General features: G+C 38.8%; 24 protein-coding genes and 1 CRISPR repeat array. Of the genes, 19 read left to right on the forward strand and 5 right to left on the reverse strand.

Annotation, left to right across the window (positions count from 1 at the left end):
• Positions 1-81 precede the first annotated feature (81 nt).
• Positions 82-1,005 carry a COX15/CtaA family protein gene (locus ACSQ6I_RS00400; protein ID WP_438888247.1) on the reverse strand — a complete coding sequence of 308 codons (924 nt, stop codon included), beginning with the start codon at positions 1,003-1,005 and terminating at the stop codon, positions 82-84.
• Between the two features lie 415 nt (positions 1,006-1,420).
• On the opposite strand from ACSQ6I_RS00400, the gene ACSQ6I_RS00405 reads away from it, so the two are divergent.
• The 3 genes from ACSQ6I_RS00405 (at position 1,421) to ACSQ6I_RS00415 (ending at position 4,913) form a co-directional block, all read left to right on the forward strand.
• Complete coding sequence (locus ACSQ6I_RS00405; RefSeq protein WP_438888249.1) at positions 1,421-2,425, forward strand: cytochrome c oxidase subunit II; 1,005 nt, start codon at positions 1,421-1,423, stop codon at positions 2,423-2,425.
• A 52-nt stretch (positions 2,426-2,477) separates the two neighbouring features.
• On the forward strand, positions 2,478-4,172 hold the full coding sequence (gene ctaD / locus ACSQ6I_RS00410; protein ID WP_438888250.1) for a cytochrome c oxidase subunit I: 1,695 nt from the start codon (positions 2,478-2,480) through the stop codon (positions 4,170-4,172).
• A 120-nt stretch (positions 4,173-4,292) separates the two neighbouring features.
• Positions 4,293-4,913: a cytochrome c oxidase subunit 3 gene (locus tag ACSQ6I_RS00415; protein ID WP_438888251.1), complete on the forward strand. Its 621-nt coding sequence runs from the start codon at positions 4,293-4,295 to the stop codon at positions 4,911-4,913.
• A 75-nt stretch (positions 4,914-4,988) separates the two neighbouring features.
• Here ACSQ6I_RS00415 and ACSQ6I_RS00420 read toward each other — a convergent pair whose 3' ends face one another.
• The 3 genes from ACSQ6I_RS00420 to ACSQ6I_RS00430 form a co-directional block, all read right to left on the reverse strand.
• Entirely contained in the window at positions 4,989-6,005 is a 1,017-nt protein-coding gene (locus tag ACSQ6I_RS00420; protein ID WP_438888252.1) for a WD40 repeat domain-containing protein, read from the reverse strand.
• A 137-nt stretch (positions 6,006-6,142) separates the two neighbouring features.
• Entirely contained in the window at positions 6,143-6,436 is a 294-nt protein-coding gene (locus ACSQ6I_RS00425) for a hypothetical protein (protein ID WP_438888253.1), read from the reverse strand.
• A 313-nt stretch (positions 6,437-6,749) separates the two neighbouring features.
• Positions 6,750-6,920, reverse strand: a complete 171-nt coding sequence (locus ACSQ6I_RS00430) for a hypothetical protein (protein ID WP_015217022.1) — start codon at positions 6,918-6,920, stop codon at positions 6,750-6,752.
• Positions 6,921-7,226: 306 nt separating this feature from the next.
• On the opposite strand from ACSQ6I_RS00430, the gene ald reads away from it, so the two are divergent.
• The 11 genes from ald (at position 7,227) to ACSQ6I_RS00485 (ending at position 20,807) form a co-directional block, all read left to right on the forward strand.
• Positions 7,227-8,318: an alanine dehydrogenase gene (ald, locus tag ACSQ6I_RS00435; RefSeq protein WP_438888254.1), complete on the forward strand. Its 1,092-nt coding sequence runs from the start codon at positions 7,227-7,229 to the stop codon at positions 8,316-8,318.
• A gap of 240 nt (positions 8,319-8,558) precedes the next feature.
• A CRISPR array of direct repeats spans positions 8,559-9,186; the repeat unit is 37 nt; unit sequence ATTGCAATTTTCATTAATCCCTATTAGGGATTGAAAC.
• 183 nt (positions 9,187-9,369) lie between these two features.
• On the forward strand, positions 9,370-11,058 hold the full coding sequence (locus tag ACSQ6I_RS00440) for a potassium channel family protein (protein WP_438888255.1): 1,689 nt from the start codon (positions 9,370-9,372) through the stop codon (positions 11,056-11,058).
• 356 nt (positions 11,059-11,414) lie between these two features.
• A complete protein-coding gene (locus tag ACSQ6I_RS00445) occupies positions 11,415-11,792 on the forward strand; it encodes a hypothetical protein (protein WP_438888256.1) in 378 nt (125 codons plus the stop codon).
• A gap of 601 nt (positions 11,793-12,393) precedes the next feature.
• Positions 12,394-12,783: an STAS/SEC14 domain-containing protein gene (locus ACSQ6I_RS00450; protein WP_438888257.1), complete on the forward strand. Its 390-nt coding sequence runs from the start codon at positions 12,394-12,396 to the stop codon at positions 12,781-12,783.
• Between the two features lie 174 nt (positions 12,784-12,957).
• Positions 12,958-15,588: a bifunctional aconitate hydratase 2/2-methylisocitrate dehydratase gene (gene acnB, locus ACSQ6I_RS00455; protein ID WP_438888258.1), complete on the forward strand. Its 2,631-nt coding sequence runs from the start codon at positions 12,958-12,960 to the stop codon at positions 15,586-15,588.
• Positions 15,589-15,856: 268 nt separating this feature from the next.
• Positions 15,857-16,564: a hypothetical protein gene (locus ACSQ6I_RS00460; RefSeq protein WP_438888259.1), complete on the forward strand. Its 708-nt coding sequence runs from the start codon at positions 15,857-15,859 to the stop codon at positions 16,562-16,564.
• A gap of 52 nt (positions 16,565-16,616) precedes the next feature.
• Positions 16,617-16,814: a 50S ribosomal protein L35 gene (gene rpmI / locus ACSQ6I_RS00465; RefSeq protein ID WP_015217014.1), complete on the forward strand. Its 198-nt coding sequence runs from the start codon at positions 16,617-16,619 to the stop codon at positions 16,812-16,814.
• Between the two features lie 21 nt (positions 16,815-16,835).
• The gene (rplT, locus tag ACSQ6I_RS00470) at positions 16,836-17,192 is read left to right on the forward strand and encodes a 50S ribosomal protein L20 (protein ID WP_015217013.1); all 357 of its coding nucleotides are present in this window, start codon (positions 16,836-16,838) and stop codon (positions 17,190-17,192) included.
• Between the two features lie 12 nt (positions 17,193-17,204).
• Positions 17,205-18,026 (forward strand): transporter substrate-binding domain-containing protein, encoded by an 822-nt coding sequence (locus tag ACSQ6I_RS00475; protein ID WP_438888260.1) that lies wholly within the window; start codon positions 17,205-17,207, stop codon positions 18,024-18,026.
• Positions 18,027-18,213: 187 nt separating this feature from the next.
• The gene (locus tag ACSQ6I_RS00480; RefSeq protein ID WP_438888261.1) at positions 18,214-18,738 is read left to right on the forward strand and encodes a tetratricopeptide repeat protein; all 525 of its coding nucleotides are present in this window, start codon (positions 18,214-18,216) and stop codon (positions 18,736-18,738) included.
• Positions 18,739-18,827: 89 nt separating this feature from the next.
• Positions 18,828-20,807, forward strand: coding sequence for a primary-amine oxidase (locus tag ACSQ6I_RS00485; RefSeq protein ID WP_438888262.1), 1,980 nt, complete (start codon positions 18,828-18,830; stop codon positions 20,805-20,807).
• A 125-nt stretch (positions 20,808-20,932) separates the two neighbouring features.
• On the opposite strand, the gene ACSQ6I_RS00490 is transcribed toward ACSQ6I_RS00485, so the two are convergent.
• Positions 20,933-21,622, reverse strand: a complete 690-nt coding sequence (locus ACSQ6I_RS00490; protein WP_438888263.1) for a Uma2 family endonuclease — start codon at positions 21,620-21,622, stop codon at positions 20,933-20,935.
• 368 nt (positions 21,623-21,990) lie between these two features.
• Between ACSQ6I_RS00490 and bchB the strand changes: the two genes are divergently transcribed.
• From bchB to ACSQ6I_RS00515, 5 genes are all read left to right on the forward strand, one after another.
• The gene (gene bchB / locus ACSQ6I_RS00495; protein WP_438888265.1) at positions 21,991-23,517 is read left to right on the forward strand and encodes a ferredoxin:protochlorophyllide reductase (ATP-dependent) subunit B; all 1,527 of its coding nucleotides are present in this window, start codon (positions 21,991-21,993) and stop codon (positions 23,515-23,517) included.
• Between the two features lie 148 nt (positions 23,518-23,665).
• Positions 23,666-25,219: a HEPN domain-containing protein gene (locus ACSQ6I_RS00500; protein WP_438888266.1), complete on the forward strand. Its 1,554-nt coding sequence runs from the start codon at positions 23,666-23,668 to the stop codon at positions 25,217-25,219.
• 143 nt (positions 25,220-25,362) lie between these two features.
• The gene (locus ACSQ6I_RS00505; RefSeq protein WP_438888267.1) at positions 25,363-25,998 is read left to right on the forward strand and encodes a hypothetical protein; all 636 of its coding nucleotides are present in this window, start codon (positions 25,363-25,365) and stop codon (positions 25,996-25,998) included.
• A gap of 3 nt (positions 25,999-26,001) precedes the next feature.
• Positions 26,002-26,301 carry a hypothetical protein gene (locus ACSQ6I_RS00510; RefSeq protein ID WP_438888269.1) on the forward strand — a complete coding sequence of 100 codons (300 nt, stop codon included), beginning with the start codon at positions 26,002-26,004 and terminating at the stop codon, positions 26,299-26,301.
• Positions 26,294-26,719, forward strand: coding sequence for a hypothetical protein (locus ACSQ6I_RS00515; protein ID WP_438888270.1), 426 nt, complete (start codon positions 26,294-26,296; stop codon positions 26,717-26,719). The genes ACSQ6I_RS00510 and ACSQ6I_RS00515 overlap by 8 nt, the downstream gene beginning before the upstream one ends.
• Positions 26,720-26,737: the final 18 nt, after the last annotated feature.

Here is a 26,737-nt window from a genome sequence, read left to right on the forward strand (position 1 = left end):
AATTTTACCCATTACCCATTACCCATTACCCATTACCCATTACCAATCACCAATCACCAATTACCAGCCACAACTACATAACTAGCAACTTGGGTGACTAAGTGTTCTGTCGCGGAGTGATAAAACTGTGAACACCACCAAAGTACCCAGCAAAGTAGCACCTACAGCTTGGTGAGTCACAGTCAGAGGTTCAACTTGTAGATGTAGCCGGAAAGTGGCAACTCCCAACAGCAGTTGTAAAATCAACAGGCTACCAGCCATATTTGCCAGTCGGCGCAAAGCTGGATGTAAAGCGGGTGTCCGCCAAGAGATAAAAACTATTGCCAAAATAGCCACCGTTGGCGGTAGCAAACCCACAATATGGCTGTACATCACTCCACAAAGTTGAGAATCACCAAAACATTGGTGTGCAGCCCAGCGAGAACCGACAACAGCCCCTAGTAAACTTTGTAGGTAAACGAAAATAGAGGCAATTAAACCCACCCAAGGCAGCTTACCAACCGTTCCCGTCCCTTGATATGGGCTAAGAGCCGTACCGATGACTAAGAGAGTAGTGAAAAACAATAGCGCCGTTCCTAAATGGGCGGTAACAATATCAAACCGCAACAATTCGGTGACGGTAAGTCCCCCCAAAACGCCTTGAAAGACGATTAAAAACAGGGCAAATGTAGAAGCCCAAGGTAGCCAGTTGGGTAAAACACGACGATGCCACCAGGATAAACCCGAAAGTGCGATCGCGCTAAAACCAATCAAAGCTGCATCTAATCTGTGAAACCACTCCAAAAACACCTGGAGATTCATTTGCTTGGCTGGCACCAATTCCCCATAGCACAGAGGCCAATCGGGGCAAGCAAGTCCAGCATTCATCACGCGGGTGGCACTGCCTATGGCCATCAAAATCAAGGTGGCTATGCAAATCTTCCACACCAAGCGACGAATTACTTCCTTGGGGCTATTGTGTTGGGCTGCCGCTTCATTTTGTTGTTGTAGGACAAATTCGTTCATCAACGATACCTTCCGCCCGCTTGAGGTAGATATTCTTATAAATTATCTATTCTGAGTCAATCCAGACCTATCTACACCCTAACGTATGAGCTAAGATTTATAGATTGGCTTCCGCTTTTACTTATACTTTGAATCACTTCAGGTACTTTTATCTGTAAGATTTAGGTATTTTTTAAGATATGAATAATTAATTAATGGCAATTCTTAAGAATTTACTAAAATTTTCGGAAAATTCTTCTATATAATTGTCATTTTTTGTTAGCAATATCACATAAATCCCTTTTACTCAAGATTACTCAACTTATTAAAAAAATTAATAAAAATTTCAGAGATTAAGACCCCATATTTTATAGTCTGCACTACCTTAGTAAGTGAGTGACTTTGAAATAACGTAGTAAATTCAGTTAAGTAAGCCGTGAAAATTCCAAGTTCGATCTGGACATTACTCATTGGCATCGTGCTAACCCTAGCCAGCCTTTGGTACGGTCAAAATCACGGTCTGTTACCCACAGCCGCATCTGATGAAGCCGTCTTAGTAGATGGTCTATTCAACACGATGATGATAGTTTCTACAGGTATATTTCTACTTGTTGAAGGTATTTTAATTTACGCCGCAGTTAAATACCGTCGCCGTGCTGGTGATAATGAAGATGGACCAGCAATTGAGGGTAATGTACCTCTAGAAATACTCTGGACGGCGATCCCAGCAATTATCGTCCTCGGTATTTCTGTTTACAGCTTTGATGTCTACAACGAAATCGGTGGTTTTGATCCTCATGCAGTCCATGCAGCCCCAGAAACACCGATGATGCAAGAATCAATGTCAATGCCAGGAACAGCTATTGCTGCCACTTTAAGCGATACACCTCCTAGCACCGAACCCAACCTGATTGCCCAAGTAGATAATGTCACTCCCCAACAAGGGGAAAAGCCATCACAATTAGTCATTAACGTCTCCGCACTCCAGTATGCTTGGATTTTCACCTACCCAGATACAGGCGTGACAACTGGTGAACTTCATGTACCTGTTGGTCAACAAGTGGAAATGAACATGACAGCTAACGATGTCATCCATGCCTTCTGGGTTCCAGAATTTCGCCTCAAACAAGATGTGATCCCCGGTAGACAAAGTGAGATTCGCTTCACACCCAATAAGGTGGGTGAGTATACCTTAATTTGTGCTGAACTTTGTGGACCCTACCACGGAGCTATGAAAACCCAAGTAGTGGTAGAGTCCCAAGAGGCTTATGACACTTGGATGCAAGAACAACTAGTTGCTAGTAAAGAAACGCTGAATCAAGCCGTTGCCGTTAACTCGACGGATTTATCCGCAGATGAATTTCTCGCCCCCTACACTAAGGACATGGGAATTCATTCAGAAATGCTACATCAAGTTCACCATGAGTCAATGGTTAGATAGTCGAAGTTAACGGCTAATGACCTATGACTAAATAACTAATGACTAATTGACTATGACACAAGCACAGTTACAAGAAACTGCTAATATCCCTGCTCATATTGAAGAAGAAGGGGAAAGACATTGGCGTGACTTCTTTGGCTTTAGTACCGATCATAAAGTGATTGGCATTCAATACCTAGTCACCTCGTTTATTTTTTACTGCATTGGCGGCGTGATGGCTGATTTGGTGCGGACAGAATTACGTACTCCAGATGTAGATTTTGTCACTCCAGAAGTCTATAACAGCCTGTTTACACTCCACGCCACCATCATGATTTTCCTGTGGATTGTGCCAGCAGGGGCGGGTTTTGCTAACTATCTCATCCCCCTGATGATTGGGGCTAGGGATATGGCTTTCCCCCGCTTGAATGCTGTGGCTTTTTGGATGATTCCCCCGGCTGGTATCCTGCTCATTGCTAGTTTAGTAGTGGGTGATGCCCCAGATGCCGGTTGGACTTCCTACCCTCCTTTGAGCTTGGTAACAGGTCAAGTGGGAGAAGCAATTTGGATCATGAGTGTGCTGTTGTTGGGTACGTCTTCGATTTTGGGGGCGATTAACTTTATCGTCACCCTGCTGAAAATGCGTGTTCCCAGCATGGGTATCTATCAACTGCCTTTGTTTTGTTGGTCAATGTTTGCAACTTCTGCACTGGTATTGATATCAACACCAGTTTTAGCGGGGGCGTTGATTCTCCTTTCCTTTGACTTATTGGCAGGGACAACATTTTTTAATCCGACTGGTGGTGGTGATCCGGTGGTGTACCAGCATATGTTCTGGTTTTACTCCCACCCTGCGGTTTACATCATGATTTTGCCGTTTTTTGGGGCAATTTCGGAAATTCTGCCGGTTCATGCTCGCAAACCAATTTTTGGTTATAAAGCGATCGCTTTTTCGTCTCTAGCTATCAGCTTTTTGGGGTTAATCGTCTGGGCGCACCATATGTTTACCAGCGGTATCCCTGGCTGGTTACGGATGTTTTTTATGATCACCACAATGATCATCGCTGTACCCACAGGCATTAAAATTTTCGGTTGGTTAGCAACCATTTGGGGTGGCAAAATTCGCCTCAATAGTCCCATGTTATTTGCAATGGGCTTTTTAGGAACCTTTGTAATTGGCGGTATCAGTGGCGTAATGTTGGCAGCCGTGCCTTTTGATATTCACGTTCACGATACTTATTTTGTCGTGGCACACCTCCACTACGTTCTCTTCGGTGGTAGCGTTTTAGGGATCTTTGCCGCTATCTACCACTGGTTCCCGAAAATGACGGGAAGAATGATCAATGAATTTTGGGGTAAGGTTCACTTTGTTTTAACCATTGTTGGTCTAAATATGACCTTCTTACCCATGCACAAGTTAGGCATGATGGGTATGAATCGCCGTATTGCCCAATATGACCCCAAATTCACATCATTAAATGAAATCTGTACTTACGGATCTTATATTCTCGCAATTTCCACATTACCCTTTATTATCAATGCCATTTGGAGTTGGTTATACGGACCTAAAGCTGGTAACAATCCTTGGCAAGCACTGACCCTAGAGTGGATGACCACTTCACCACCAGCAATTGAGAATTTTGAAAAACTGCCCGTATTGACCACTGGCCCTTACGACTATGGCGTAAAAGAGAAAAAAGTTGATATCAGCGCAGTGTTAAGCGTTCAACCTGACGAACCATATCCAACCATTGAGTCTGGTGTGTAATTAATAATTCGTAATTCGTAATTCGTAATTCGTAATTGAAAGAAAATTATGAATTACCAATTACCAATTACCAATTACCCATTACCAATTACCCATTACCAATTACCCATTTAAAAATTCATGCAAAGTCAGATAATTGACCCAGCGAAAATTGAACAGAATCATCACCATGAAGCTGTAGAAGCTCATCACGAAGCACATCCAGACCATCGTATGTTTGGGTTGGTTGTCTTCTTGATTGCTGAAGGGATGATTTTTGTAGGGATGTTCGGGGCTTATTTAGCTTTCCGTTCTATGTTACCTGTCTGGCCTCCCGCAGGTACACCAGAATTAGAACTGTTGTTACCTGGTGTGAATACCATTATTTTGATTAGCAGCAGTTTTGTCATGCACAAAGGTGATACTGCAATCAAAACCAATGATGTCAAAGGAATGCGGACTTGGTTGGCAATTACTGCCGCAATGGGTGCAATTTTCTTAACGGGTCAGATTTATGAATACACCCATCTAGAATTTGGTTTAACTACCAATTTATTTGCCAGTGCGTTTTACGTCTTAACTGGTTTCCACGGACTGCACGTAACTATCGGAGTGTTGGCGATTTTAGCAGTTTTGTGGCGATCGCGCACTCCTGGTCACTACAGCAACGAAAAGCACTTCGGCATTGAAGCCGCTGAACTGTACTGGCACTTCGTAGACGTAATTTGGATCATTCTGTTCGGATTACTGTATCTACTTTAAGTATTAATTACTTAGTTGTTCACTCCACTTGAATAACTTACAGTCCCCCACTCAGGGGGTTTTTTTATAGGTTTTTCAACGACTCCGCCAAATATTAATTTTCCCATCAAATCCAGCACTGGACAGAAATTGTCCATCACGACTAAACGCAATATCCTCAATGGGCTGCACCAACGCATTCACCGACTTACTCTGACTATTAAGCGTATTTTTCAACTCACCTGTAGTTAAATCCCACAGCTTAATTCCATCTTTAGCACCACTAGCTAGGGTTTTGCCATCAGGATTAATCGCAATGGCATTCACCCAATTATTATGTCCGCTAAGGGTGTGGATTCGTTCACCACTGTTGACATTCCAAACTTTAATACTTGTATCCCGACTGGCACTAACTAAAGTTTCGCCATTGGGTGTAAAAGCTAACCCAGTCACTATCTGAGAATGCGCCACAAATGCTCGGATTAATTTGTTACTACGCAAGTCCCATAGCTTAACTACACCTTTATTATCACCACTAGCCAAGGTCTGTCCATCAGAACTAAGCGCTAGGGTATGAATTGCATTATCAAAGCGTACCAAGGTGGCTAGTGGCATTTGTCGTTTTAAATCCCACAAACGAATCCCATCTAAACCACCACTGACAAGAACTTTACTATCAGCAGAAACGGCTAAAGACAATATTGGACTTGTATGTCCAACAAAAGAACGGCTAAACTCCAGACTTTTGAGATTCCAAAGGTTAATTCTGTAGTCACTACCACAACTAATCAGAGTTTCACCATTTGGAGTAATCAAGATAGAGTCTACAGATCCTTGATGCGCTCTGTTAATCGTACCCAAAATTTTTCCCTTTTGAGGATTCCAGAGGCGAATCATACCCTCATTTTCTGCCCCACCAGTGACTAAAAGTTTAGTATTTGGGCTAAAAGCTAGAGATTTAATAGCTCCCGTATGTCCGAGTAAGGTGTGAAGTAGTTGGGGATTGGCAAAACTTTTGCTATCTGGGGATTTTGTCTTTAATTCATCAGCAGCATGAGCAGGATAACTGTAAAACTCTTGAATCATAGGAATTGATAGAGCTACAGATGTCATGAATACCAAGCTCATACAAGAGCGAATAACCGTATTACTTCCCCTTCTTCCTTCACTTCTCACAGTTTCTCCTCACCTATGGACACCTATTGAATTAAATCAATACTCAATACTCAATACTCGGTACTCACTACTACCTACTGGCGTGGTTTTTTCTTGGAAACGGTCATGATTGGTAAAGGTGGACTGGAGGAGTTAGAAGGTAAATAATGTTGCACTACAGGCTCCTCTGGTAAAGGGGGACGCTGTTGCATCCGCCATAACTTAAAAACCAGAGCTATTCCTGTTGTTCCCAAGCCAAAAGCGAACAACGACCAGCTATCATCCAAACCACCAATCAGTGCATCTACTACACCCATTGTGACTAATGCACTAATGATAGGTTCTTTCCGATATGCTGACTTCAAAAAACGAGGTAATACAGCGTTCATCACAGCTTATTCAGTTCCCGTTAACTTTTTGTATAAATTTAACCTAGAATCTAACCTAGAATACCTCATAGGCAATTGACCTTTCTGATCCAAGGCTATCAAGGCATATAATATTATAGTTTTTTGGAGTTGGAGAGGTAGTGTAGTAATTCCCTATGATGTTTAGTAATTTCCTGCCAATCATATAGCAGGTGACAGGTAAGAGTTTTTCAAAATTACGAATTACGAATTACGAATTACCCATTACCCATCACCAGCCTAAACTAGATGATGAACAACTTGGGTTAGTTAATAGCTATGCTTTCATGTGGAACTACTTTAAACCAAGCCATGAGAGTACGCCTTGATTGGTGAGATATTCAATCAAAACCATTAAGATAAAGCCAATCATAGCCGCCCGACCATTTAGGCGCTCGGAATATTCATTAAAACCAAATTTGGGATCTTCTAGTTTGGGGTTAACACTGGGTTGTGGTTGTGTCATTATCAATTTTTCCTCTCTTCTTAATGGCAAACGAAACTTTAAATTGAGCTTTTAGCTAATTGCAGTGCTTTAACTTGAGAAGTCCAACAGCAGCTTGTTGGAGAGAGCAATGCAAAAGCTGACTTTACAATTTTTAATGATTCTTTATCTATTGTAAGAATACTGGGAGATTAGTCAAGGGTAAGAGTTGGCGGTTTCTCAGGTAGATTTAGGGGAGATAGGTAAGAAATTGGCTATCTCTAATACGGAAGTAGCAAGATGGAGACTGGCAGGCTAGAGTAAATAAAAAAATATCAGAGGCTGTAAATGGAAATCGGCGTTCCTAAGGAAACTAAGGATCAAGAGTTTCGTGTAGGGTTGAGTCCTTCTAGTGTGCGGGTGCTGCGGGAAAATGGTCACAGTATCTTTGTCCAAACACAGGCAGGTACTGGTGCTGGATTTACAGATGATGACTATAGCAGTGCGGGAGCAGAAATTGTCTCTACACCCGAAGCTGCTTGGAATCGGGAGTTAGTTATCAAGGTGAAAGAACCCTTGGTAAGTGAGTATAATTTTTTGCAGAAGGGACAGTTATTATTTACTTATTTACATTTGGCAGCCGATCGCAAATTAACAGAACATTTACTAGATTGTGGCATTAGTGCGATCGCTTACGAAACAGTAGAACAACCAGGGGCGAATAGACTACCCTTGCTTACCCCCATGAGCATTATCGCTGGTCGGTTAGCGGTACAATTTGGAGCTAGATTCCTAGAACGTCAACAAGGTGGTAAAGGGGTACTTTTAGGCGGTGTACCCGGTGTCAAAGCTGGCAAAGTAGTAATTTTAGGTGGTGGTGTTGTCGGCACAGAAGCCGCTAAAATTGCTGTGGGCATGGGTGCGATCGTGCAAATTTTAGATGTCAACGTTGAACGCCTTGCTTATTTAGAAACTCTATTTGGTTCTAGAGTTGAACTGCTTTATAGCAACTCTGCCCATATTGAAACCGCAGTTAAAGAAGCCGATTTACTCATTGGTGCGGTTTTAATCCCTGGAAGGAGAGCGCCAATTTTAGTATCCCGTGATTTAGTTAAACAAATGCATCCCGGTTCGGTGATTGTGGATGTTGCAGTTGATCAAGGTGGATGTGTAGAAACATTACACCCTACATCTCACACCAGTCCGGTATATATTGATGAGGGTGTGGTACATTATGGCGTTCCTAATATGCCAGGGGCTGTACCTTGGACATCTACTCAAGCTCTCAACAACAGCACTTTACCCTATGCTGTGCAGTTAGCTAATTTGGGAATTAAGGCTTTGGATATTAATCCAGCTTTAGCTAAGGGTTTGAATGTACAGAATAATCTTTTAATACATCCCGCTGTACAAGAGGTTTTCCCTGATTTGGTGAATTAATCATCGGCTTTTTAGCGCGGATGGGTAGGTGTAAAAAATTAGAAGTAGCAAAAAATGGCTGTATCTCTTGATGGGCTTGGTTTTGCGGCTATTAATGTTGATGAACCATCCGCGCACCTTACACAGACTGGGTTTCAGCGTTTTTTGTTCTTGACACAATTCCTGAAATGGACTATGATTATCCCATCCGCGCAATCGAACCTTGAAAATCAAATACACAAAGGCTTTCAGCCTCCCGCTATTGCAATTTTCATTAATCCCTATTAGGGATTGAAACCCCACAGAAGAAACGATTGCCACACTCAATGAAATCATTGCAATTTTCATTAATCCCTATTAGGGATTGAAACTTGATTAGGGTACGTTTATCATAGCATTATCGTTAAGGGTAATTGCAATTTTCATTAATCCCTATTAGGGATTGAAACGCGTAAACATCAACTATCTGATAAATAAGCAATTTATTGCAATTTTCATTAATCCCTATTAGGGATTGAAACTTACTATCATTGGATTTACGCTCTATGGATTATTATTGCAATTTTCATTAATCCCTATTAGGGATTGAAACGGTCGCCCAAAGCAATATTATGATGGAGGCTTTGGATTGCAATTTTCATTAATCCCTATTAGGGATTGAAACTATCTTTTGGAGATAAATCGCTAAGATAAGAGGAATCGCATTGCAATTTTCATTAATCCCTATTAGGGATTGAAACAAAGGATTTTGGACTTTTTCAACACACTCAAAGCCTTGTTAATTGCAATTTTCATTAATCCCTATTAGGAATTGAAACATTTATGAAGCAATTTAACGAGAAAATAGCAAATATTGCAATTTTCATTAATCTCTATTAGGGATTGAAACCGGCTCAAAGCTTGAGTAGCAGAAGTTGGGTGAATATTGCAATTTGACTGAAAAACCCTTGTTAAAGTAACATCTCATTTAAATTTATAGTATTTTCAGCTACAGTTATCTCTCCCTCAAGTGAGCAACAATGGAAATAAAGAACTGATATGCAGCCTTTCTTGTAAATCATGCTGCTGTTTCATGAAACCTCGAATCATTGTTTGTGGCTTAGGACGTACTGGATATAAAATCTTTCGTTTGCTGAGACAACAGGGTGCTTTAGTTGTCGGTATTCATCGCAAACCCATACCTGGCGAAGCTGCGGGAGATGTAATTATTGGTGAATTATACACAGCTTCTACCCTAAAAGCAGCAGGAATTGAGCAAGCACATACTTTAGTAATTGCTAGTTCTGATGATGCGTTAAATTTGTCAATTATGATGCAGGCGCGGATACTGAATCCTCAAATTCGGATTATTAATCGCTTCTATAATCCGAACTTGGGCGAACGCCTAGATCAAACTCTTGTAGATCATTTAAGTATGAGTGTTGTTGGTTTAGCAGCACCAGTATTTACCTTTGCAGCCCTGGGAAATCAAGCAATTGGGCAAATCAAGTTATTTGATCAAACTTGGCCAATTCAGGAAGAATATATTGATGAAGATCATCCTTGGAGAGGTTGTAAACTGAGTGATTTGTGGGAAGATAAGTCCCGGATGCTAATTTATTATCTGCCATTGCTAGGGAAGATAAATTTAGTATCTGCGGTATTATCAGAACAAAGGTTGAAAGCAGGCGATAGATTAATTATTGGCTCTCAACCCCGTGTTAATCTCCCTCGTAAATCATGGGGAAGAAAATTTCTAAAAATCTTCACAAGTGTTCGGCAGTTTCAGAAACACGCCCAATCAGTAGTCGTCATGGCGATGGCGCTAATAGTCATTATTTTACTCGCCACATTTACCTATGTTTCGGCTAAATTAAATATCTCATTTGTTGATGCTTTATATTTTGCTGTGGGCATGATTACAGGTGCTGGTGGTAATGACAAAGTTGTAGAACAAGCACCCAATAGCATTAAGTTATTTACAGTTTTTATGATGCTGGCTGGGGCAGCAGTTTTTGGTATTTGGTATGCTATGCTCACCGATTTTGTTTTAGGTACTCGCCTCAAACAATTTTGGGATGCTGCCAGAATTCCCCAACGTAATCATTATATTGTTTGTGGTTTGAGTGGTATTGGTATTAGAATTATTCAACAACTTCATGCAGGTGGATATGAAGTAGTAGTAATTGAAACAGATCCTAATAATAGATTTGTCAATACTGCCAGAGGAATGAGTATTCCTGTAATTCTTGCAGATGCGAGTTTCCGCACAACTCTACAAACAAGTAATATAGATACCGCATCTGCTGTTTTGGCTGTTACTAATAACGATGCTACTAATTTAGAAATTGCTCTCAAAGCTAAAGGTTTAACACCAAAAATTCCGGTGATTGTTCATTATGCTGATCCTGATTTTGCCGGCATGACAAAACAGGTATTTGATTTTGAAGCTGTACTCAGTCCCGCAGAATTAGCAGCACCGGCTTTTGCTGCTGCTGCCCTTGGAGGTAGAATTATTGGTAATGGTATTATTGGCGATAGTTTGTGGGTAGCTTTTGCCACTTTGATTACGCCCTTACATCCTTTTTGTGGTCAGTGGGTAAAAGATGTAGCTAGGTCTGCTGATTTTGTACCTTTGTATGTAGAGACAAATCATCAAACTTTACACGGTTGGGATTTGTTAGATACCAATTTGAGTGCAGGAGATATTTTGTATATGACCATTCCTGCAAATCGATTATATCAGTTATGGCGCGAAGAACATCAGCCGATAATAGGATGAACTACCCCATCTGACTTCGTTGAGGTTAGGGTAATGATACCAAAATTGATCCCTCATAGTTTATGCTGCGTTTTGTATAGTTTTTTGTAAAAAATTGTAAATTTAAAATAATTAGGATTATAAACCGATAATATCAAAAATTAAATGAATACTATTTTTAAATTTATATCCAAATGGGTATAAATTTAATCTGAAATTAGCACGGTTAGATATCTAAAATTTTGCCAAAAACAAATTTTTTAGATAGGGGTCTGAGGTCTAATCCTAAAAATACCATAACTGTTTATCATGACAAAAACACCATTTAAATAACTTTTTCGTTGTGTAAATTATTAACAATCAGGAGATAATAAATCATGGAAACAGTAGTCAAGTTATCCCACCAATCACTCATTTGTGAAATTGAAAGTGTTTTAGATACATATCTGTATGAACCTTATCAACAGGCTTTTGCAATTCCTGATTTACGACAAGAGCTAATTTCCTTTGTTATCAATCGTCTTCCTGGTTTTTATAGCGCAGTTCCTGATAGTCAAATTCCCATACATGAAGACGAAAAAGATAACTCTTTCAACCAAAAGTTACCACGTTATCCTTTAGAGCAACACTTACATCTACAAAATTTGATTCATGAAGGTATTTTCTCTATTATCCAACAAAAATCAGAGTGGATTAGTAATCACCTTTGTGAAACAGTTCAACCCGGTTGTCAACCTTCTCACTGGTTTGGTTAATTTTTTTGAAGATACTTTTTTGTTAATAGTAATATTTGTAGGTGCATAAAATCCGTAACGCACTATTATCAAAGGTTTGATGCGTTATCCCTACATATAGCGGTTCTCGGTTGAGTGAGATACAAGAACCCCACCCCCAACCCCCTCCCCGCAAGCGATGAGGGGGCTATGATGTATTTCATTCAAATGCATACCGCTATAAATCAAAGAACCTCTCCCCAACTCCTCTCCACTTTGGAGAGATGTTTGAAGAGGGGTTCTATGAACTTGTCGAATTCACATTAAATAAAGTATATGGGTAGGGACGAACGTCTGTTCTACAATAATAAAGTTAATATTTTTTATTAAAAAGATACTTTTTCAATAAAAATGGTTAGAGTTAACTCCTTTTGATTGATTTTACTTTAAAGTAGTATTTGTACGGTTGCTCAAGACCACATATACAATACTTCCTGATGTTATGAGGTACAGTTTTTCATCGCCAAGCCTTTAGGGGCTGGGTTTCCCCAGCTTCGATTGTATTGCATTCGACCGAGAACTGCTGTATTTATTATTAATCTATTGATACAATTTTAACAAATTAGCTGGCGAGATTTAGAAAATGTCAACAGTGAAAATTGAAATCCAATTATCTTCTGAAGTTTTACTCCAAGCTGTTCAGCAGTTAAACCAGCCAGAACTAGATCAATTTGTCTCTCAAGTTATGATTTTACATACTCAAAGAAAATCAGCAAGCTTGCTAAAAGAGGAAGTAGAACTATTCCTAAAAATAAATAATGATCTTTCTTGTGATAACCATAATTATCATAACAAATTGATAACTAAAACAGAGGAAGAAAGACTGACAAATGAAGAATATGGAGAGTTATTATACCTGAGTGAACAAATAGATAAACTGCAAGCACATCGTTTAGAATATTTAGCAGAGTTGGCGCGTTTGCATGGGATATCGCTGACTGAATTGATGAGAAATTTGGGTTTTCAGACGTAAGATTATCGTAAATAGACTGTTTGAATATTTTAATAAGTGGGGTGCGTTAATGCAGCAATGTAAGAGTTTATCACTAATGCTTGCAATCATCAAAATAATGTAAACTTTTATAGCCAAATTCTCCCCGAAATTAGCTCATAATTAAGGGAGGACACACCAGTGGAGAACATAAAAATGCTAGAACAATACCGTCAGCACGTTGTAGAACGCGCCCAACTTGGTATTCCGCCCTTACCGTTAGATGCAGTACAAACATCACAATTGTGTGAATTACTGAAAAATCCACCAAAGGGCGAAGAAGAGATATTATTAAATTTATTACGCGATCGCATTCCCCCCGGTGTAGACCAAGCAGCCTATGTAAAAGCTGGGTTTCTGACTGCTATTGCGAAAGAGGAAATAACCAGTCCCTTAGTTTCACCAATAGACGCAGTGGAATTCCTGGGAACAATGATAGGCGGTTACAATGTACAATCCTTAATTGATTTACTACAAGTTTCTGCCACATCTGTATCAACATCTTCGGAAACACCTTTAGTTATGGGGGGACAGGGAAAAGAACCCATAGCCGCTTATGCAGCCAACGCACTCAGCAAAATTTTGTTGGTATATGATGCGTACCATGATGTTTTGGAATTGTCGAAAACCAACCCCTACGCTAAAAGAGTGGTAGACTCTTGGGCAGAAGCAGAATGGTTTACTTTGCGTCCCACATTAGCAGAAAGTATTACGGTTACGGTTTTTAAAGTTCCTGGGGAAACCAACACCGACGACTTATCACCAGCTACCCACGCTACAACCCGGCCGGATATTCCTTTACACGCTTTGGCGATGTTAGAAACTCGTCAACCGGGAAGTTTAGAAACTATTGTCGAGTTAAAGAAGAAAGGATATCCCGTTGCTTACGTCGGTGATGTTGTGGGTACAGGTTCTTCTCGTAAGTCTGCAATTAATTCTGTATTATGGCATTTGGGCAATGATATACCCTTTGTTCCCAACAAACGGGCTGGGGGTTATATATTAGGAAGTGCGATCGCTCCTATCTTTTTTAACACAGCCGAAGATGCCGGTGCATTACCCATCCAATGCGATGTCACCAAAATGGAAACCGGTGACGTGATCACCATTTATCCCTACAAAGGCGAAGTTACCAACGCCGCAGGAGAAATAATTTCCACCTTCAGCCTCAAACCTGACACCATCTTAGACGAAGTCCGCGCCGGTGGACGTATTCCCCTACTAATTGGGCGTACCCTCACCGACAAAACCCGTCAAGCATTAGGTTTAGAACCCAGCACTTTATTTATACGTCCCCAAGCACCCGCCGACACCGGAAAAGGCTACACATTAGCGCAAAAAATGGTCGGGAAAGCCTGTGGTTTACCAGGGGTACGTCCGGGGACATCTTGCGAACCAATCATGACTACAGTGGGTTCTCAGGACACCACAGGCCCAATGACTAGGGATGAATTAAAAGAACTCGCTTGCTTGGGTTTCAGTGCAGACTTAGTAATGCAAAGCTTTTGTCACACAGCCGCATATCCCAAACCAGTAGACATCAAAACCCACCAAGAACTACCAGACTTTTTCTCTCAACGTGGTGGTGTAGCTTTGCGTCCTGGTGATGGTATCATTCACTCTTGGTTAAATCGGATGTTGTTACCCGACACCGTAGGAACAGGTGGAGACTCACATACCCGCTTCCCATTAGGAATATCCTTTCCTGCTGGTTCTGGGTTAGTTGCCTTTGCTGGTGCATTGGGTGTTATGCCTTTGGATATGCCAGAATCAGTTTTGGTAAGATTTAAAGGAGAATTGCAACCAGGAATTACTTTGCGAGATGTAGTGAATGCAATTCCTTATGTCGCCATGCAAAAAGGGTTGTTAACTGTAGAAAAGCAGAACAAGAAAAACATCTTCTCTGGCAAGATTTTGGAAATTGAAGGTTTACCAAATTTGAAAGTTGAACAAGCTTTTGAATTAACCGACGCTTCCGCAGAACGTTCTTGTGCTGGTTGTACAATTAAATTAAGTGAAGAAACCGTTGCCGAATATCTGCGTTCCAATATTGCCCTGTTAACAAACATGGTAGCACGGGGTTATCACGATGAGCGAACCATTATGCGTCGAGTGGCGAAAATGGAAGAATGGTTAGCAAATCCTGTGTTAATGTCAGCAGATACAGATGCGGAATATGCAGAAATAATTGAAATTGATTTAAGTGAAATCAAAGAACCAATTGTTGCTGCTCCCAATGACCCAGATAATGTTAAGTTATTATCGGAAGTTGCCAATGATCCTGTACAAGAAGTATTTGTTGGTTCTTGTATGACAAATATCGGACATTATCGAGCAACTGCGAAGGTTTTAGAAGGTGCAGGTGAGGTAAAAGCGCGGTTGTGGATAGCGCCTCCAACTCGCATGGATGAACATCAATTAAAGGCGGAAGGTGTTTATGATGTTTTCGTAGCTGCAAATGCCAGAACTGAGATTCCAGGATGCAGTTTATGTATGGGAAATCAAGCACGAGTTGATGATAACACAACAGTGTTTTCTACCTCGACTCGTAACTTCAATAATCGCATGGGTAAAGGCGCTCAAGTGTATTTAGGTTCGGCGGAATTAGCCGCAGTTTGTGCATTGTTAGGAAGGCTTCCTAATGTGCAGGAATATTTGGATATTGTGGCAGAGAGAATTCATCCTTTTGCTGATAATTTGTATCGTTATTTGAACTTTGATCAAATTGCCGGTTTTGAGGATGAGGGCAGGGTGATTTCTAAGGAGGAACAGGCTTTGTTGGTATAATGTAATTGGGGTGAGTCTTGATGGCTCACCTGAATGTTATTAAACAGGGGAAAAATGCCAGCAAAAGATATTTACAATAACGAATTTAAAAACGCCTGAATTAAGGATGGTATTGTCTTATCTATCCAGATACAACTGATAGGAATTGCAAGCAATTAGCAAAATAGTTTCTGTATTCCCTGGTTTTAGGAACAATTTGGGAACAAAATCAAGCTAAAAACAGTAAATAAGTTTATATATCCTTTTAAGTTGAAGCGGAAAACAGATTATGTCATTTCATCTGAAAAATGTCGGTAAATTACCTCAATCAATTGTTTTAACCCTTGCTTTAAGCAGTTTGCTGGCTTGTGGACTTGATATTTCTAACAATAAAACCTCTGTGGCTATTCCTAGTCCTGAACAGACACAATTAGCTCAAAATCAAAACAATCTACCTAGAGATATTTCTAGAGCAGTGCTACGAGATGCGGCTAAACGTTCTGGGGTAAAAATGCCTGATTTGAAAATTACTCAAGTCACAGCTACAACCTTTGGAAATCCCTGTATTTTTCGATTTGGAGAAATTTGCACTAAGGAATATAGACCTATTCGAGGTTGGAAGGTAGTTGTGCAGGTAAAGGATCAATCATGGACTTATCATGTCAATCAACCCGGTTCACAAATCCTGCTCGACCCCAAGGTGAATGTATCTGCTACTTCCCAACTGCCAAAAGATATAGCTGATAAGGTTGTGAGTGATGCTTCTAAACGCTCTGGTTTACCACAAAACGCCATAAAAATTACTCAAGCGACACAAAAAACCTTTAGTAATGCTTGCGTATTCAGTTTTGGGGAGGTCTGTACTCAACAGTATGACCCGGTAGAAGGCTGGATAGTAACTGTGAAAGTGAAAAATCAATCTTGGACTTACCACGTAGATAAAACCGGCGCAAGCATTGTCTTAGATCCTAAAGTCGCTACCTCCACAAAAAATTAATTTGGGTTTTTTGATATATAATAATAGATTGTGTCGAATCATAGCCAAACCCATGCCTAAACTCAAAACTCGTAAAGCAGCGGCGAAGCGATTTCGTGCCACTGGTACCGGTAAAATTGTCCGTCGCAAAGCCTTCAAAAGCCACCTTCTGGAACACAAGTCTTCCAATAAAAAGCGTGGTTTGCGCCAGTCTGCACTTGTATGTGAACGTGATGCAGACAATGTACGTTTGATGCTCCCTTATTTGTAAAACATCACAGGTAGTTAAGATATGACTCGGGTAAAACGCGGTAATGTAGCTCGTAAACGCCGCAATAAAATTCTCAAAATAGCTAAAGGTTTTCGTGGTTCTCACTCAACTCTGTTTAGAACCGCTAACCAACAGGTGATGAAGGCGCTTCGCAGTTCTTACCGCGATCGCAAAAAGAAGAAGCGTGATTTCCGTCGTCTATGGATTACACGTATTAACGCAGCTTCTAGACAACATGGTTTAAGCTACAGCCAGTTAATTGGTAATCTCAAAAAAGCTAACATTGAACTAAACCGCAAAATGTTGGCACAATTGGCAGTTCTTGACCCTGCAAGCTTTGCTAAAGTTGCAGAAATGGCAAACGCAGTTAAAGGATAAAGGTGGCAACGGATGAATAACGGATGTAACAGGTGGTCAAAAATTAATCAGTTACATCTGGTATTATCCGCTACCTTTGTTTTGGTTTTCTGCCTTTGTTTTGGGGGAAAATCGTTGACTGCATCAGCCGCTACGTTGCCGGAAATTCAGCAACGAGGCTATGTAAATATTGCTGTTAAATATAACTTGCGTCCTTTGGGATTTAAGGATGATAACGGCAATTTACAAGGGTTAGAAATTGATTTAGCCAGGCGTTTGGCAGAGGAATTGCTAGGTAAGCCGGATGCGGTGAGATTTAAATCGGTTGCCAATAGCGATCGCTTGTCTGTAATTTTAAACAATCAAGTAGACCTCACCATTGCCAGAGTTACAGCAACTGAATCACGTTCCCGCATAGTTAGCTTCAGTGTTCCGTATTATATTGATGGTGCGGCAATAATTACAAAAGATACATCTATTCAAAAATTACAAGATTTATCTAAACGTAAAATCGCAGTCCTCAACAATTCTAGTACCATCGCCAGGGTAAAGTATTTTATACCCAATGCTGAGTTAGTAGGCGTAAATTCCTACGTAGAAGCACGAGAAAAAATCGAAAATAACATTGCTGATGCTTTTGCGGCTGATACCAGCGTCCTCAGTGGTTGGGTGCAAGAATATCCCCAATATCGGCTATTACCCACCAAGCTATCAGCCCAACCTTTATCAGTTGTGATGCCCAAGGGTTTGCAGTACGATGAATTAAGGCGAAAGGTAAATGAAGCGATCGCACGTTACACAGCTACAGGTTGGCTCAAAGAACGCGCACAATTTTGGGGGTTACTTCCTTACTAGCAGAATATGGATTAAATGAACCGCGAAGGCGCGAAGGACGCGAAGGAAGAAGGAAGAAGGAAGAAGGTATTATTACGAATTACGAATTACGAATTACGAATTACGAATTATTTTTTTATTTCCCCATTTTCCCAGAAAGTTGAATAATAGATAGAGAAAGCACTTTTTATATTTGTATTTGTAGGCAATGGATAACAATCTAGCCGTCGTTTATCTCTCAGTTTTTGTTGGTCTGCTCGCATTTGCAGGTGTGAGTGTTTTTCGAGAAATTTTCAAAACTCGCAAACTAGAAAGTTCTCTTTCCAAGTTGAAAAGCAAGTTAACTAAAGAAAAAGGTACGGCTCAAGAATATTACGAATTAGCCAGTATTTATTCCGAAAAAAAGGTCTTTACTCAATCAATACCCCTATTTCAAAAAGCTCTTAAAGCTGCTGAAGAAGAGGGAGAAGAGAATATTGCCCCAGTTTACAACGGTTTGGGTTATGTTTATTTTGCCCAAGAGCAATATGACTTAGCAATTCGTCAGTACAAAGAAGCAATCAAATTGAAACCAGATTATATATCAGCCCTGAATAATCTTGGACACGCTTACGAGAAGAAAAAATTAAATTCTCAAGCACTGGAAATGTATGAAGAAGTACTGAAATTGGCTCCTAATAACGCCACTGCAAAACGTCGTGCTGAATCTTTACGGCGTTTGGTTACTGCATAGCCAATTACTTGCAAATTAGTTTCTGAATCTATCGGTTTTACTATTAGCACTTGGGAAATAAATAACTAAGTTCTAAATTAAGTAAACTAATGATTCAGAGACTAAGGTTTTTTGGGCTAGTTGTTGCCATCATTGTTTTCACTACTGCCATACTGGGATTTATGGGCATTTTATCTGCTCAGGAATCTGTTATTTCCCATCCTTTAAACCCATTAACCGAGATAGAAATCAATCAAGCTGTAGATATACTCAAACAGGAAAAAACCTTGAGTGATACAGCATTTTTTCCCATGATTGCTTTGCAAGAACCGGATAAAAAAGAAGTCTTGAATTTTACACCTGGTAAGTCATTTACACGCCAGGTTTTTTTATTAGTTTATGAACGTGAACTCAACAAAACTTTTACAGGAACAGTTGATCTCACCACCAAAACCTTAACTTCCTGGCAAGAAAAACCAGGTGTACAACCTGCGATTTTACCAACAGATTATGAAATAGCAAAAGAAGTTATTAAATCTGATCCTCAATGGCAAAAAGCTATGCAAAAGCGGGGAATTACAGATTTTGACCAAGTGCAAATCAGTTGCTGGACAGGAGGAATACTCACCTCAGCAGAAGAAAAATCAGGTAATCGTCTTTGTCGAGCATTATCTTATTACAAAGGGAAACTATCGAATTTTTATGCCCGTCCCATTGAAGGAGTTTTGGTTACAGTTAATTTAAACAAAGGTGAAATTGATAGTTTTGTTGATAACGGTGTAGTTCCTATTTCTCAAGAAAATTGGGACTATGATCTAAAAGCCTTCAGTAAATTACTTTCACCACCAAAACCCTTAAAAATTATTCAATCTCATGGTCAAACCTTCAAAATTAAAGGTAACGAAATTAGTTGGCAAGGTTGGAAATTTCGTTATTTAATGCATCCCCGTGAAGGCTTGGTTTTATATCTTGTTAATTACAAAGATGGCGAAAAATACAGACCAATTTTATATCGTGCTGGTTTATCAGAAATGGCAGTTCCTTATGGTGATTCTAACCCTAATTGGTCATTTCGTAACGCCTTTGATGTCGGAGAATATAACCTCGGTTTATTAGCAAACAAGATGGAAATAGGTGAGGAAGTTCCCGAAAATGGGGTTTTACTGAATGCCGTATTTGCTAATGGTGAAGGAGATGCTTATACAATGCCCGGAGTGATTGGTGTCTATGAAAGAGACAATGGTGTACTCTGGAAACATTTTGAATACAACAGCCAAAAAAATGATGTTCGTCGCAGTCGTGAATTAGTAATGAAGATGACGACGGCTGTTGATAATTATGATTACAGCATTAATTGGATTTTTCACCAGGATGGTACTTTGGAAGTACAAAATGAGTTAACAGGTATTGTCTTGGCACAGGGAACAGCAGCCAAAATCCAAACTCAAAATAATTCCTTTGGCAGATTATTAGCTCAGAATATATTTGGAGTAAATCACCAGCATTTCTTCAACTATCGTCTAGATTTAGATGTAGATGGTCAGGCTAATTCAGTGATGGAAATGAATGTTGAAGCTTTGCCCATAAGTGATAAAAATCCCTTGGGAAATGCCATTACTGTAGAAGACACGCCATTAAAAACAGAAAAAGCTGCTGTCCGTGATTTAGATATCAAACACAGTCGAGAATGGATAATTGCTAGTGCAGATAAACAGAATAATTTAGGTGTTCCTCCTGCATATATGTTGATGCCAGGAGGAAATACAATTATGTATGCTGTAGAAGGTGCGAAAATCCGCGAGAAAGCTGGTTTTGCAACTCATCATCTTTGGGTGACAAAATATAAACCTAGTGAAATGTATGCAGGTGGAGATTATCCTAATCAAGCAAAACCAGGCGAAGGTTTACCAAAATATATTGTTGATAATGAGCCTTTAACTGGTGAAGATGTTGTGGTGTGGTACACAATGGGAATGACTCATGTTCCCCGCCCAGAAGATTGGCCTGTGATGCCACGACACCAAGTTGGGTTTAAGTTGATGCCCAGGGGGTTTTTTAGTAGGAATCCGGCGATTAATTTGGGTGAGTAAATTAGCTTTAAATTAGTTTTGTAGAGACTTTCACCTCGTTACCTGTCTCTGACAGGTAATGGAATCGAAAAAAATGGAAGTTAAACAAACAAAATTAGACCTTTTTAATGAAACATAACAATAGGTTAATCAGTACCTAATTTCTGTATAAAATCCGTGTGTTCAACAGACTGTAAACCAGCTTGTAAAACATTCAACACACCTTGCATATTACCTATTAATAATTCATTTACCGCTAACCATAAACCTGGAAATACCCGACTTTGTAAAATTCCATCTTGATCAGGTACTAGTTCTAAATATTCACCTTCTGTCAGAGAAAACCAAGTCAATTTTTGGTCTAAAACTTGCCAAACAATATATTCTTTGACACCATTACGGCGATAAGCTTGTTTTTTGCCATGTAGGTCAATAGCTACACTACTAGCAGCAATTTCCACAACTAACTCCGGCGCACCTTCAATATAATCATCCTCACTGATTCGAGTTTGTCCACCTGCTTCTGGTGTAATAATCAGAATTGCATCAGGTTGAGGTTCGTTATCTAAGTCTAAACGCACTGTGGGTTCAACTCCTAATGCCACACTGGGAGTTAAAACTTCATAATTACCAAGCCATGTTAAGATTCGACCATGAGGTTGACCATGACTTCTAAAACGCAGAGCAGCAGGCATAATATAGACTATTCCTTCGATTAATTCAGCTTTTTTAGGTTTAGGGATGGCATTATATCGACGCTCAAATTCATAACGAGTGAGTTTGTCGCCGTTTGTCAAAGGAGGAATTGTCGAAGCCAGAAAGGGTATTTTTACCATAATTTTTGTAATGGGTAATGAAGCCGAAATTAACCCTATGGTGTATATTTTAGCGAATTACTGATCAAGGAAGTCATGTAAAGCTCTATTTGGGCGATTCCTTCGGAAAGCTTTACTGCGGAACGCTAATGCTAAAAATTGATTGATAAAAATATTTGTCAAATCATTAAGATTTATTTACTTAAACAACATCGATATTGTTTAATTCAGCAGCCATAACCCAGTCAGTAACTAGGTTTTCGCGTCCCCCATTCCAACTAACCCCGCAACAAACCTTATTTGTTCATAGTCAGTAGGTTTGAGAAAATCAGAAGCGATTTAATAATCAAGCACTTATAGTTATTTGAGTTGTAAAGGGAGAAAACCGGATGAAATTGGCTTACTGGATGTATTCAGGCCCCGCCCACATTGGCACTTTGCGGATTGCTAGTTCTTTCAAAAACGTTCATGCAATCATGCACGCACCTCTCGGTGATGACTACTTTAATGTCATGCGTTCCATGCTATCGCGGGAAAGAGACTTCACCCCAGTGACAACTAGTGTGGTTGACAGAAACGTTTTAGCGCGTGGTTCTCAAGAAAAAGTGGTAGATAACATCACCCGCAAAGATGCTGAAGAACACCCCGATTTAATTGTTTTAACCCCCACCTGTACCTCCAGCATTCTGCAAGAAGACTTACACAACTTTGTGGAAAGAGCGCAGTTGGAAGCGAAAGGGGACGTAATGTTAGCGGATGTGAATCATTACCGCTATAACGAATTACAAGCCGCAGACCGGACTCTACAACAAATCGTTCAATATTACATTGATAAAGCCCGCAAGCGTGGGGAACTACCAGCAGGGAAAACTGCTAAACCCTCAGTTAACATCTTTGGTATTTCTACTCTTGGTTTCCACAATAACCACGACTGTACCGAACTGAAACGGCTAATGGCTGATTTGGGAATTGAGGTAAATACTGTCATTCCTGAAGGTGCTTCGGTTCATGAGTTGAAGAATATGCCAAAAGCTTGGTTTAACCTAGTTCCTTACCGCGAACTTGGGTTAACAACAGCTAAATATTTAGAAGAAGAATTCGGGACTCCTTACGTAGATATTACGCCGATGGGTGTTGTGGAAACTGCAAGATGTATCCGCAAAATTCAGCAGGTAATTAACGCCCAAGGTGCTGAAGTTGACTATGAGAACTTCATCAACGAACAAACTCTCCATGTATCTCAAGCTGCTTGGTTTTCCCGTTCGATTGACTGTCAGAACTTGACTGGGAAGAAAGCAGTGGTATTTGGTGATAATACCCATGCGGCTGCTTTAACGAAGATTTTGGCGCGGGAAATGGGAATTCATGTGGTTTGGGCTGGTACTTATTGCAAGTATGATGCTGACTGGTTTAGAGAACAGGTGAGCGAATATTGCGATGAGGTATTGATTACAGATGATCATGGTGAAATTGGGGATGCGATCGCTCGCGTTGAACCTTCTGCTATATTTGGTACACAGATGGAACGTCACGTTGGGAAACGTTTGGATATTCCTTGCGGTGTGATTGCAGCACCAATTCACGTGCAGAATTTCCCCATTGGTTACAAACCATTTATGGGTTATGAAGGCACAAATCAAATCACTGATTTAATCTACAATTCCTTCACTTTGGGAATGGAAGATCACCTGTTAGAAATCTTTGGTGGACACGATACAAAAGAAGTAATTACCAAAGGAATTTCTGCTGAATCTGGTTTGAATTGGACAAAAGATGGCCAAGCAGAATTGAATAAGATTCCTGGTTTTGTGCGCGGAAAAGTGAAGCGAAATACCGAAAAGTTTGCCCGTGAGCGTGGGTTTAAGGATATTTCGGCTGAAGTTTTGTATGCAGCTAAGGAATCTGTAGGAGCGTAGGTTTGCTGGGTTAGATGATAAGGGTGAGTGGTGAGGGGTAATTTATTCTTCACTACTTGCTCTTATACTTTTAATAGACTTTAGCTTAGATATCCAAAATAAATTATAATATCTACTGATAATAAATTCACTCTATTCAATAATCACAATGCAAGATTTTATTAGTTTCGGTCAATGGTGGATTCCTAGTAAACCAGAAGTACGAATACCAGGTACATTAAGCTTTTCATCTGATAGGGACGCAAGACTTGAACTTATGGGATCTTTCTATGATGGAAGTTCTGTAGAAAAAGATATAACATCAGACGTTATTCTAGCTGATCAGGAAAATTTGTTAAAAGCAGGAATGAAAGAGCTTGAATTTATCGAACCTGAAGAAATAATCATTCTTGGTTTAATTGAAAATAATGAAGAAATTACACTGTATAAATGCTCTGGTAGAATTGCAAATTTTGATTTCGTTGAAAGTACACATACTTTAGTTTTCTACGCTAAGTATATTTTGAGGAAAATTCACATTTCAAATGAAGAGAGTATCAAGTTCAAGTCTATTGCTATAGAATATTCTTATTTTAGAGAATGGGTTGGTAAATCAGGAATAACACCATACATAAAAAAAGACGATCAAGTTTTAATAAAATCTCACCCTCTTGAAAATATTTACCTAACTAAAATAAATGATTTAGATATATCTATTACCTGTTTTCAAATGTTTAATCAATTTGAAAACAGGTATTTTGGTACTGCTTACTATAAAATTAATATTGAACAAAAAACATATTTAACAATTAGTAATTATGATAACAAATCTCTTAGTGAATGTATTGATTTATTTATACATTTTAGAGATTTCTTGAGCTTTGCAATGTCGAAGCCAACTTCAATAATTTCTGTTGAGGGAAAATTAGATGTCCCTGTTCCAAGATATATAAATAAAGAAGAATTTCAGGAACAGGAAATTATTATATTATTTGGTTTAGGAGGTAATCTAAGTAATTCAGAAACGAAATTATCTCTTCATGATATGCTATTTACGTTTAATGATATGGAAGATAGATTAGGAGAAATTTTTACGGCGTGGATAAATAATCAAGAAAAATATACTCCAGTTTTTCAACTGCTTATGACTACAATTTATACTCCTAATTTATATATAAATTATGGTTTTATCAATATAATACAAGCATTAGAATCTTATCATAGTGCTAGTGATAGATTTAAAGATAAAGGCAAATATCAGAAATCTGAAAAATACAAGGATGGTATTTATAAAAAACTTTTAGAAGTTATAGAAGATTTTGCTAGAGAAAGTGTTGGTGAAGCTAATGGAATTAGTGATGATTTTAGGGCAGCTTTAAAGGGAAAAATTAAGGGTTTAAATCAGATTACTCTTCAAACAAGATTAAATCAATTAATAAAAAATATTTCAGATTTACTTCCTAGTAATTTTATAGGTGATGTTCAAGATAGAGAACTTTTTGCTAGTCGAGCTTCAAAAACTCGTAATGCTTGGACACATCATGATGAAAAAGAGAAAGAAAAAGCTGCAAAAGGTAACGAGCTAATTCAACTATTTCACACGCTGACTGTTATACTCCAGGTTTGTTTATTAAGAGAATTGAATTTTACAGATGATTCTATCAAAAAAGTGATATCCCGTAACACAAATTATCAGAGACAATGGCGTTCACCCTCAAATTGAATTTTTACAATTGATTTGGTATAGTAAAGATGATGCCAATAAAAATAAAACTTGCTCAAAATTTATTCCCAGACGGGTTAGAAAGCTAAATCAACAAAATTATGCTATTCTATTTTTAGTAATTGTGAGATATTACAATCACTATGAAAAAGTTTCGAGACTTATATATATACCTCAATAGCTATGATATTGACCAATTAATCACACATTTAACCGATAATTGTACAAACAATTGGTCAAGAGCTTACGAACGCGAAAAAAACGCAGTTCTCTTAGAAGAGAAAGCCTACTGTTTTGAACATACCACAGGAGATGGTTTAGAAGCGTCTGGTTTAATACTTTTCCAGAAAGATCATAATACTTGGTTTGTATCTAATATTGTACCAACAGAAAAAGGTCAATTATCTGTTGATGAATACAATCAAATTTTAGTAGACTTCTTTGAAAAAATTGTACAACCTGCCATTGAAAATACTGCTGTAACAACAGAATTAACAAACGATCAAGAATTTATTGAAAATCTGATCGGTAATGATGCAGCAGCATTATTAAATCAATTTGCTGTTTATGCAAATAAATTTACCGTTACCTCACATCCTGTAGATAGAAAAAAATGGTTTGATTTCATATTATCTGTAAATTCAAAAGGCGTAAAATTAGATCCTAATTTATTAAGTATGTCCTTAATTGAAAAAGGATGGTCAAAAGAAGCAGTAGATAAATTAGTCACAGAATACGAATTTGCAGATGCTTTATTGAACTATACAAAAGGACAATGATGAATGTTTATTAGTTCAACAGAGCTAAGTGAAATTATTATCTCTGCACCTGCACCAGTTTTATTTTTAGATACTTGCATAATTTTAGATATTATCCGTTCTCCATTTCGAGATAATATATCTACTAATGAAATATCAGCATCTTTAGAATTAATTAATAAATCACAACTAAATAATCGTAGTGTGTGGTTAGTGACAAATGAAATAGTCTATACCGAATGGAAAGAAAATATAGAAACTGTCAAAATCGAACTGACAGAAGAAATCAAAAAGGCAGAACTAATAAAGAGAGAAAATGGTTAATTCTGCAAATATTATCTTTGATTTTAACCATGATTTTGGACAAATAATAAAAGCTCTAAATCTCCCTGAACCTCTGGGAAATCTTTCCAAAAGCCTCCTAGATAAATGTGAAAAAATAGCAATAGATGATTCTCATTATGTAGAAGCAATGAAGAGAATTAATAAATGTGATGCTCCTGCTCAAAGAGGTAAAGATTCAGCTAAAGACTGTCAGATATTTGCGGCTTTTTTAGATATCGGTAAGCAATTGAGAAATAAAAATTTCCAGAAAAATATTTGCTTTATCACTACAAATTTTCAAGACTATGGAAAACCTAATGCTCCTAAATCACCTATTGATCAAGAACTTGTTAGTATTAATGCCAAATACTTAAATAAATTAGAATGGGGTTTAGCTATTATTGAAGGTAGAGTATAATTTTGAAAATGGAGGTAT

Source organism: Anabaena sp. WFMT, from assembly GCF_051781005.1.
Classification (GTDB): domain Bacteria; phylum Cyanobacteriota; class Cyanobacteriia; order Cyanobacteriales; family Nostocaceae; genus Anabaena.

Bases quoted from the DNA above. Each gene is read 5' to 3' on its own strand.
- ACSQ6I_RS00425 (WP_438888253.1), bottom strand. From the start codon at position 6,436: ATGAACGCTGTATTACCTCGTTTTTTGAAGTCAGCATATCGGAAAGAA.
- ald (WP_438888254.1), top strand. From the start codon at position 7,227: ATGGAAATCGGCGTTCCTAAGGAAACTAAGGATCAAGAGTTTCGTGTA.
- ACSQ6I_RS00475 (WP_438888260.1), top strand. From the start codon at position 17,205: ATGAATAACGGATGTAACAGGTGGTCAAAAATTAATCAGTTACATCTG.
- ctaD (WP_438888250.1), top strand. From the start codon at position 2,478: ATGACACAAGCACAGTTACAAGAAACTGCTAATATCCCTGCTCATATT.
- ACSQ6I_RS00515 (WP_438888270.1), top strand. From the start codon at position 26,294: ATGGTTAATTCTGCAAATATTATCTTTGATTTTAACCATGATTTTGGA.
- ACSQ6I_RS00400 (WP_438888247.1), bottom strand. From the start codon at position 1,005: ATGAACGAATTTGTCCTACAACAACAAAATGAAGCGGCAGCCCAACAC.
- ACSQ6I_RS00440 (WP_438888255.1), top strand. From the start codon at position 9,370: ATGAAACCTCGAATCATTGTTTGTGGCTTAGGACGTACTGGATATAAA.
- ACSQ6I_RS00460 (WP_438888259.1), top strand. From the start codon at position 15,857: ATGTCATTTCATCTGAAAAATGTCGGTAAATTACCTCAATCAATTGTT.
- ACSQ6I_RS00430 (WP_015217022.1), bottom strand. From the start codon at position 6,920: ATGACACAACCACAACCCAGTGTTAACCCCAAACTAGAAGATCCCAAA.
- ACSQ6I_RS00505 (WP_438888267.1), top strand. From the start codon at position 25,363: ATGAAAAAGTTTCGAGACTTATATATATACCTCAATAGCTATGATATT.
- ACSQ6I_RS00450 (WP_438888257.1), top strand. From the start codon at position 12,394: ATGTCAACAGTGAAAATTGAAATCCAATTATCTTCTGAAGTTTTACTC.
- ACSQ6I_RS00445 (WP_438888256.1), top strand. From the start codon at position 11,415: ATGGAAACAGTAGTCAAGTTATCCCACCAATCACTCATTTGTGAAATT.
- ACSQ6I_RS00480 (WP_438888261.1), top strand. From the start codon at position 18,214: ATGGATAACAATCTAGCCGTCGTTTATCTCTCAGTTTTTGTTGGTCTG.
- ACSQ6I_RS00490 (WP_438888263.1), bottom strand. From the start codon at position 21,622: ATGGTAAAAATACCCTTTCTGGCTTCGACAATTCCTCCTTTGACAAAC.
- ACSQ6I_RS00485 (WP_438888262.1), top strand. From the start codon at position 18,828: ATGATTCAGAGACTAAGGTTTTTTGGGCTAGTTGTTGCCATCATTGTT.
- ACSQ6I_RS00510 (WP_438888269.1), top strand. From the start codon at position 26,002: ATGTTTATTAGTTCAACAGAGCTAAGTGAAATTATTATCTCTGCACCT.
- bchB (WP_438888265.1), top strand. From the start codon at position 21,991: ATGAAATTGGCTTACTGGATGTATTCAGGCCCCGCCCACATTGGCACT.
- ACSQ6I_RS00420 (WP_438888252.1), bottom strand. From the start codon at position 6,005: ATGACATCTGTAGCTCTATCAATTCCTATGATTCAAGAGTTTTACAGT.
- acnB (WP_438888258.1), top strand. From the start codon at position 12,958: ATGCTAGAACAATACCGTCAGCACGTTGTAGAACGCGCCCAACTTGGT.
- rpmI (WP_015217014.1), top strand. From the start codon at position 16,617: ATGCCTAAACTCAAAACTCGTAAAGCAGCGGCGAAGCGATTTCGTGCC.
- ACSQ6I_RS00415 (WP_438888251.1), top strand. From the start codon at position 4,293: ATGCAAAGTCAGATAATTGACCCAGCGAAAATTGAACAGAATCATCAC.
- rplT (WP_015217013.1), top strand. From the start codon at position 16,836: ATGACTCGGGTAAAACGCGGTAATGTAGCTCGTAAACGCCGCAATAAA.
- ACSQ6I_RS00500 (WP_438888266.1), top strand. From the start codon at position 23,666: ATGCAAGATTTTATTAGTTTCGGTCAATGGTGGATTCCTAGTAAACCA.